The 7,972-nt window shown below is 45.7% G+C and carries 7 protein-coding genes; 4 read left to right on the top strand and 3 right to left on the bottom strand.

Annotation, left to right across the window (positions count from 1 at the left end; all coding sequences use genetic code 11):
* Positions 1–42: 42 nt before the first annotated feature.
* Positions 43–570, bottom strand: a complete 528-nt coding sequence (locus tag QZY95_RS02050; RefSeq protein WP_290918725.1) for a hypothetical protein — start codon at positions 568–570, stop codon at positions 43–45.
* Positions 571–812: 242 nt separating this feature from the next.
* Between QZY95_RS02050 and QZY95_RS02045 the strand changes: the two genes are divergently transcribed.
* Positions 813–1,070, top strand: a complete 258-nt coding sequence (locus QZY95_RS02045; RefSeq protein WP_290918722.1) for an RNA-binding protein — start codon at positions 813–815, stop codon at positions 1,068–1,070.
* A gap of 381 nt (positions 1,071–1,451) precedes the next feature.
* Here the strand turns inward: QZY95_RS02045 and QZY95_RS02040 are convergent, their stop codons facing one another.
* Together QZY95_RS02040 and QZY95_RS02035 are read right to left on the bottom strand one after the other, a co-directional pair.
* Positions 1,452–2,522 carry a branched-chain amino acid aminotransferase gene (locus QZY95_RS02040; protein WP_290918720.1) on the bottom strand — a complete coding sequence of 357 codons (1,071 nt, stop codon included), beginning with the start codon at positions 2,520–2,522 and terminating at the stop codon, positions 1,452–1,454.
* 229 nt (positions 2,523–2,751) lie between these two features.
* A complete protein-coding gene (locus QZY95_RS02035) occupies positions 2,752–3,753 on the bottom strand; it encodes a hypothetical protein (RefSeq protein WP_290918718.1) in 1,002 nt (333 codons plus the stop codon).
* A 327-nt stretch (positions 3,754–4,080) separates the two neighbouring features.
* Here QZY95_RS02035 and ybgF point away from each other — a divergent pair, with 327 nt between their 5' ends.
* The 3 genes from ybgF (at position 4,081) to QZY95_RS02020 (ending at position 7,735) form a co-directional block, all read left to right on the top strand.
* Positions 4,081–5,037, top strand: coding sequence for a tol-pal system protein YbgF (gene ybgF / locus QZY95_RS02030; RefSeq protein WP_290918714.1), 957 nt, complete (start codon positions 4,081–4,083; stop codon positions 5,035–5,037).
* A 6-nt stretch (positions 5,038–5,043) separates the two neighbouring features.
* On the top strand, positions 5,044–6,672 hold the full coding sequence (gene dprA, locus QZY95_RS02025; RefSeq protein WP_290918711.1) for a DNA-processing protein DprA: 1,629 nt from the start codon (positions 5,044–5,046) through the stop codon (positions 6,670–6,672).
* Between the two features lie 91 nt (positions 6,673–6,763).
* Complete coding sequence (locus QZY95_RS02020; protein WP_365970677.1) at positions 6,764–7,735, top strand: tyrosine recombinase XerC; 972 nt, start codon at positions 6,764–6,766, stop codon at positions 7,733–7,735.
* The last annotated feature ends 237 nt before the right edge of the window (positions 7,736–7,972 follow it).

Genomic DNA, 7,972 nt, shown 5'->3' with positions numbered 1-7,972 from the left:
AAAAAGGGACAGCAATTGCTGTCCCTTTTTTTTAGGTGTATTCTACTGGGTACGTTTATATTTATATATCCAGCAACCGATCTCATTGTACAAGATGTTCTGATCGCTGATTTCGAAGTGTGTGTATAGCTCCGGAGCAGCATCAGGGAAATATTTTTGAATTGATGAATCTAGAACCGTTAATTCTAGATTTGTGCAGGTAGCATCTCGGCCTTCTACAATTGTTGCTAAGCAGAATTGAGGCTCTTCATCATAGATATCTACCCGATAGCGAATTGTACTTTGGCCGATAGTTCGCCCCTCTGTATTGAGGTATGAGTCTTTTGCGATCATAATTTCTTTATTTAATTTGTCTTTAGCCCTATCTTCAGGGATTCCCACGTAGCAGTTCGAAACCTTTACCATCTTTGTGACTTGGAAAGTCCCATAAAAATCTGTGGGGCGATACTTGTTCTTTCCTAAGCAATCAGGCGGCAGAATCAGACTGCATAAGATAATTAAAAATGCTGAATACCAGTTCCGCAAAAGGGGGTTGAGTACTTTTTTGAATCGGTAGTTTTTAGTTTTCATTGTGCACACCTTTCTTTACCCATAGAAAATAAGCAGTTATCAAATAAGTCTTGATTGTTTAGATCTAAATTTGGGAGAGCACAACGGTAAAATGCTTATGAAACGTGGCTATGTGCTGTGATAGCTGACGCATGAAGGAACGCATCAGACTTGGAAGGACATATTTTCGTTGCGGCTCTTGGTGATTTAGGTATATTGCGGCAGAAAGCACGGGATACCGTGAAATTTTTATGGAGTATTAGATGGTAAAAAGTATTTTTGTCGGTAACCTCGCATGGTCCGCAGAAGATGATGATTTACGCAATTTCTTTGCAGAATGTGGCACTGTTATCCGTGTCCGTATCATGAAAGATCAAGAAACTGGTCGTTCCCGCGGATTTGCATTTGTAGATATGGATGCCGATGAAGCTGATGCTGCAATTGAGACCCTTAACGGGAAAAACCTGATGGGTCGTCCCGCAACTCTTTCTGAAGCAAAACCTCGTGAGCCTCGTCGCTAGTATTTGCTTCTAGTTACAACAAATTTCGGTGTGTAAAAGCTCCTGCCTTTTTGGGCGGGAGCTTTTTTTGTTGGGGGGATGTAGCCCAAAAGTATTATCCGTAATGTTTCTGCATTTATTTGTGAGCTAAAGTTTTTTTGCCCAGTGAATATTTCAAGCATGCAGAAAGCCTCTGTTATCCACTAATAAAATTTTTAGGAAGGGGGTCTGGGGGAAAGCCCTTTTTGAAAAACGGGTCTCCCCCAGCCGCCGGAGGCATCAAAAAAGCTTCTATACAATTTTTACTTACACGGTGCGTTTCCCAGCTGCCGGAGCCTTCCCACAAAAAAAGACGCCCTAAATAGGGCGCCTTTTCCATGAGCATAAAACAAACAATAACAATTAGTAGCGAGGTACCTTAGCGAGCCAGCCTTCTGGTGCTTCGGTGTCGCCGCGCTGCATGCTTACGTATTTGTCGTAAATTGCGCGGGTGTGCTCGCCGATTTCACCGTTACCAACAACGTATTCTTTACCGTCGTCGGTTACGTATTTACCAACAGGGGTAATTACTGCTGCAGTACCGAAACCGCCTGCTTCGATGATTTCACCGTTTTCAATCTGCTCGAGGAAATCTGCAATTTTAATGCGTTCCTGACGGGCATTCGGGAAAAGTTCGAGTACAGACTGAGAAGTAATAGACTTCAGAATAGTATCGGTAAACTCGGGGATGATGATAGTTCCGTCTTTCTTGATGTGGAAGTGGTTCATTGCACCAACTTCTTCAAGGTATGTGTTGGAAGTATCAAGGTACAGTACCTGAGCACAGTTTTTAGATTTAGCAAACTCCTGAGCACGCAGGGAAGCCGCGTAGTTGCCGCAAGCTTTTGCAGCACCAGTGCCGCCCGGCGTTGCACGGTGGAATTTTTCAGTTACGAGCAGTGTAACAGTGTTGCTGAAGCCGCCAGCGTAGTAAGGACCGCTTGGGGAAAGCATGATGCAGTATGTGTATTTAGCACTTGGATGCACGCCAAGGGAGTCCTGAGTCGCAAACATGAACGGACGGATGTACAAAGAAGACTCTTCAATGTTCGGGCACCAGTCACGCTCAACGTCGAGCAGGCGGTTAAGAGCTTCAATCTGTAGGTCGACTGGAATTTCCGGCATGCAAAGAATTCGTGCAGATTCGTTTAAACGTTCTGCGTTTTTATCGAAGCGCCAAGTGTAGATTTCACCGTTGCGCTGAAATGCTTTTGCACCTTCAAAGATAGCCTGACCGTAATGAAGTACCATAGCGCCAGGTGCAATAGAAAAGTCCTGATACGGAACAATGCGTGCGTCTTTCCACTCGCCGTCTTCGTATTCGCAAACGAACATGTGGTCGCTGCGCATCTGACCGAATGACAGTGTCTCGAGACCAGACAGACATTCGTGATTCCGTTTTTCTTCAGGGAGCAAATCAAGTTTAAAATCCATTCCAGAATCCTCTTCTAGCCGGTTGCATACCGTTTATAATTCAAATTGGCAGGGTGCCAATATTCACTCAATCTGAAGAATATTTGAACAGTTTGATATATATTGTCAACGACTTTTATACAAAAGTGTAAGTTCTTCAGGTTATTGAAAGAGGATTCTCATTAAAGAGAAAAAAGAAAGCCCGTTACCTTGCGGCAACGGGCTTTTACTGACTCTAAAAAGAGTGGCATTAGCTAATAACAGCGGGAGCCATGGTCATCATAATGCCGTAGTAGGTAGCAATCAGCAGGCTGATATCTGCTACAAGCATAAGAATACCTGCGCAGTATACGCTGACTTTTCTACGCATCGGGGTTGCGCTCATAACAATAAATGTCCAGAGAACACATGCAAATACAGGCAGAATAAGTGCAAAGGCCCAAGTCATAACAACTGGGTGCTGCATAAGTGCCTGAGGAGGAACTGTAGAAATAAGTTCCTGAAGCATTGGCAGATGGGTAGCTGTCAGCAGCATAATAGATGCTGCAAGCTGGAGTACGGTTCCGCCAATAGCCCATTTTGCTGCGTATGGCATGGCAAACTTGTAGTAATCACGTCCAAAGTCATCTTTATCTCTGCGGGCGAGAAGATACATTTGACTAAAGGCACCGCACAGAGCAAAGCCTGCGATAAGGCCGATGGATGTGAAGGTAAAGAAAGCCGTTGAGTTTGCTGCTGCAACAAGTGCTGAGAAGATTTCGAGAGGTGTTCCGAGTGACGGAAGGAAATGATCAAGCGACTGTAGCACGTTAGCTAACATTGCAATGCAGATAACAGCACAGAATGAAAGAGCAGAACCGAGCAGCCCCAGAGCCATATGCGCGCCTTTTCGTTTGCGCATAGACTTCCAAACCTTGAAATATACAGTGAGCACTATAGCTGCAAGCGCAGTAATGCCGGCAGACATGTAAAATGGCAATTGATATGGTCCTTGCAGAACTACCGGATCGATTGTCAGGTAACGTGCAATAGCAAGAACAAGAATTGCAAGCGCAGTACCACCGAAAATGAGGCACATGCGTGTGAGCTGTTTGCCGAACTTATCGTAAAAACTCTTTTTTTGAGATTTAGCAATACCTTGGCTGACAGCAGAAATGAGAGGAAGAGACGGCACAGCAAAAATGGTTAACACAACCAGAATGCCGGCGAGTCTGAGTCCTAAAAACTGAGGGTCGTTGAGTAGCCCGTTCATGCTACAAAAACTCCTTTGGATGCATTTGCACGGCTTCTATGCCGGGCATTGGTTTATTGCACCATTTATACGCGAAAAGCAAGTTCTCCTGCGTGTACCAGTATGCACGAAAAAACGTGTAACGGGTGTTCTTTCTTGAAAAAATAACTTCAGTTGAAAACAGATTACAGGTATGCTGCGCGTTATATTTGGTCGTAAATGCAGTTGTAGACTGTGTTGTTATAGAAATAACGTGATATGACAGGCGGGTGAAGAGGTGCAGCGATGATAGTGCGGTTGTTGGCAGGTGGTCTAATTGTGGCGTGTTGTGGATGCAGCACTGCCAACATGCATACGGACGTTGCAAGTACAAAGTGGCGTATGGAGAATTTAGAACAGCGTTTTCTCGATTTCAGGGAAAAAGCTGCAATACGTGAAGCCGGACTCTCAACACGAATCGCAAAACTGGAAAAGCAACTGGGATTGCCAGTCGCATCGCAAGTGGGGGTGCAGTCATCTTCATTGCAAATTACATCCGATGTGCGTGTGTTTTCCGGTTCAGCAGGGAATGATGCACTTTCTTCTGATGTCGTAAGTAAAAAAGATATTCCTGCCATAGCTGCAGAAACAAAGAGTGAAGAGCCAGAGCTTGGAACTTCACAAAAACAAGCAAGCGTACAAGCAGCTCCAGTGAGCCAGCCTGCAGCTGTTGGAACAACAGGTCGGGAGCATCCGTTTACCGTAGCTAAAGCGGGAAGTTCGCCTGACATTGTGTCGCCACAGAAACCTACAGTTGAAAAGCCTGTTGCAGCAACGGTTATAAAGAAGACGGTTTCTTCAACTCCTGTAAAAAAAGTTTCCTCACCGTCTCACGCAGTTGCCAAAAGTTCTTATCAGCCCGTAAAAAAAGCGGTCTCACCCGTGGGAGTAAAAAACGGTGCTGCATCAATGTACAAACATGGGTTGCAGCTCTTAAATGACGGGGATTATCTTAAAGGGCGAGAGCGACTTGAAGAGTTTCTCACAGAATTTCCAAATAGTACTTTGGTTCCTAATGCGGTCTACTGGGTCGGTGAATCCTTCTATTCTCAGAAAGACTATCTTGTGGCTATAGATCTGTTTCGCGAAGTGCTTCGCCGCTTCCCTGAGAGTGGCAAGGCCAAGGCTGCTATGTTGAAAATAGGATATTCCTACAAACGGTTGGATGAATTTTCTCAAGCACGACGTCATTTACTCAAAGTTGTTGAAAAGTATCCTACATCAAACGAAGCGCGTTTAGCGCGAACTATGCTTTCCGGTATCTAAGAATTTATGAACAAACCCTCTGTAAGCTGCCTTGGAACGTTGTCTGAAGAAAGGCGCGAAGATTTTTGGGCGTCTTTGGCATTACGGTACACCAACGGTATTGGATGCCGCACTGCAAAACGATTACTAGTCGAATACGGTTCTGCCAGTGCTGCAATGAAAGACATTAAGAGCTGGTCGTCACGTGCTTCTATTTCTGCACGCGTTGTACAGGCGGTACTGAGTAATCAATGGCGCGAGGCTGCTCGAAAAGAGTGGGATAATGCCGGACAGGTTGCATGTGAAGTGCTGCTGTGGGCAGATGAAGAGTATCCGGAGTTGTTACGTGAAATTCCTGATCCACCACTTTTTCTGTATGCCAAAGGGGATGTTTCCTTACTGAAAAATCCTTCCATCGGGGTAGTTGGATCACGACGCTGTTCCAAGGACGGGATTCGTACGGCAGAAATGCTTAGTCGAACATTATCCGCTTCAGGAGTAACCACCGTTTCCGGTTTAGCTCGCGGCATAGACTCAGTTGCCCATTCTCACGCACTTTCAGCGTGGGGGAGCACCGTTGCTGTTTTGGGAACCGGAATTTCGCATGTGTATCCTCCTGAGAACAGCCAGTTGTTTTTTGATATAGCAGAACATGGTGTCATTGTTTCGGAGTTTTCTCCTAATATGCCACCCGAAGCACGCAATTTTCCTCTCCGAAATCGTATTATCAGCGGCCTGTCATTAGGAGTGCTTGTTATTGAAGCAGCTCCAAAAAGTGGAAGTTTAATTACAGCTCGCCATGCTCTTGAGCAAGGGCGGGAGGTGTTTGCTGTGCCGGGGAGAATGCAGTCTTCCGTTTCAACCGGATGTCATGATTTGATTCGTCAGGGGGCAACGGCCGTCTTCTCTTGTGATGATATTCTTGTATCTATCGCACCGTTGCTCGGAATTTCGCTTGATAATTTTACCAGATCGGGAGATAGCGCGGTTGTGCGATCTTCTTCGCAGCCTTCTGTTGTCGCTCCGGTTCCTGAGATTCCGAACCTGCAGGTGCAACAAGCAGGAAAAGATGAGGAAGAAGCTGTAGCGAAAGAACCTCAAGAGGGTATTACTGCCAATGAAGATGAAAACACTGTGAGTGAACAGTTGTTATCGCCTGGATGTTCAGTACGGGCTGGTGATGAAATATCAGCAAGCTGTGCAGATACATCGATTTTTCCTGACAAGGGAGACGTGACTGCTTCCTTATCGTCAATCGAAGAGCAGTTACGTGCGATTCCAGAAGTCATTGAGATTCCTTTAAGCCCTGTTGAGGCGGCAGAGCTAGAAGACTCAGAGGATTCCCCCGAACAGGATAATGGCGAAGAGTACTCTCATCCTGAAACTGAAGAATATACTGATGACGAGATAGTTCTTCCGAAAGCTAAGCTGCGGGTTCATGCAGATGTTTTACCTCTTGATCAGAAGCAGGTTGATCCAACGGCCTCTTTGGAAGACCAGATTCTTACACTGTTGACTGGAGAAGAGTCAGTACACATCGATGTCTTGAGTCGGATGTTGTCAGTTTCTACTTCTCAAGTGAGTACAGCGCTTCTTATGTTGGAAATCAGCGGGCTAGTAAAACAGGTTCCCGGAATGAAGTACCAAAAAGTATAGCAAAAGATTTTGTTGTCTTGATGGTACAGCGCATAGTGTTTTGGCAAGCACTGTAATGCGGCTTGATGAGTCCACAAACTGGACGGAGAAAATGATGTTTGCAGATGATACGTTTGATGGCGAGTTGCCGGAACTTCCAGATATGGCAGAGATGTACATAGGCCATTTGAGTATTGAAAAAGGGTATTCAGGGGCAACTGTAGAAGCGTATGCCCGTGATCTTTTTCAGTTTGAAACGTATCTTCACAGAACGCAAAATACGCTGGATGCGCCTGAAAAAGTAAAGCGTGAGCATATTCGTGGTTTTTTGGCTGAGCTTCATCGAGTGCAGATCGGTAAAACATCAATGGGGCGAAAGCTGTCAGCATTGCGCGGTTTTTTTAAATATATGGCAAAGCGTAAGTTGATTCAGAATATCCCAACTGAAGGCGTACGAAATCCTAAGGCACCGCAGAAACATCCTACCGCATTAAATGTTGATCAAACTTTTGAAGTTCTCAACAAAAAGAAACAAATGGTAGCAGAATCTACCCGTAAACGTGCCTTTAAAGAAGAGCAACTTCTTCGTGATCTGGCTCTTGCGGAGCTGCTTTATGGTTCCGGTCTGCGTATCTCAGAAGCCTTGCGTCTTAATATTCACGATATTAATGCCAACTCTGGTATTGTCAGAGTTATGGGGAAGGGCGAAAAAGAGCGTGTTGTCCCCCTTTCCGATACAGCAAAAGAGGCGATGAACGCGTGGGTTTCTGTCAGGGATAAATTAGATCCAACAGGGCAGGAAGCAGCGCTGTTCTTAGGTGCTCGTGGCGGCAGACTGAATCGGCGTCAGGCAGCAAGGCTTATTGAAGATCTTTGCAAGCGGGTTGGACTTCCTCAGGCGGTATCGCCGCACAGTTTACGGCATTCTTTTGCAACTCATCTTTTGGAAGCCGGAGCAGACATGCGCAGTGTTCAGGAGCTTCTTGGACACGCAAGGCTGACAACAACTCAGCGTTACACGCATCTTACTATCGCCAAGCTTGTAGAGGTGTACGACAAAGCGCATCCCGGCGGGAAGAAATAATTTTAGTATTGATTTTTTGGGGGAGGGGTGTCTCCGACGGGCAAGGCGGGCTCCACCCCCTTGCATCCCTCGCAAAGGGACACTGTCCCCTTACCCCCTTATAGGTGGGATGTTTTTTGAATTCATTAGGGTAATTCGTTCGTGTAGTGGAGCAAACGAGATCCGCAGTTCTTATTTAGCACGTCATAAAAAAACGCCTGTTGGCTACAGCTACTTGGTGCTGTAAACAACAGGCGT

The sequence above is a fragment of the Halodesulfovibrio sp. genome, from assembly GCF_015482765.1.
Lineage (GTDB): Bacteria > Desulfobacterota > Desulfovibrionia > Desulfovibrionales > Desulfovibrionaceae > Halodesulfovibrio.
This window is presented reverse-complemented; position numbering and strand designations above follow the sequence as displayed.

What these genes read in the sequence shown, in the direction of transcription:
- QZY95_RS02050 (WP_290918725.1), bottom strand. Translation starts at nt 570, where the DNA reads ATGAAAACTAAAAACTACCGATTCAAAAAAGTACTCAACCCCCTTTTG.
- QZY95_RS02045 (WP_290918722.1), top strand. Translation starts at nt 813, where the DNA reads ATGGTAAAAAGTATTTTTGTCGGTAACCTCGCATGGTCCGCAGAAGAT.
- QZY95_RS02040 (WP_290918720.1), bottom strand. Translation starts at nt 2,522, where the DNA reads ATGGATTTTAAACTTGATTTGCTCCCTGAAGAAAAACGGAATCACGAA.
- QZY95_RS02035 (WP_290918718.1), bottom strand. Translation starts at nt 3,753, where the DNA reads ATGAACGGGCTACTCAACGACCCTCAGTTTTTAGGACTCAGACTCGCC.
- ybgF (WP_290918714.1), top strand. Translation starts at nt 4,081, where the DNA reads ATGCATACGGACGTTGCAAGTACAAAGTGGCGTATGGAGAATTTAGAA.
- dprA (WP_290918711.1), top strand. Translation starts at nt 5,044, where the DNA reads ATGAACAAACCCTCTGTAAGCTGCCTTGGAACGTTGTCTGAAGAAAGG.
- QZY95_RS02020 (WP_365970677.1), top strand. Translation starts at nt 6,764, where the DNA reads ATGATGTTTGCAGATGATACGTTTGATGGCGAGTTGCCGGAACTTCCA.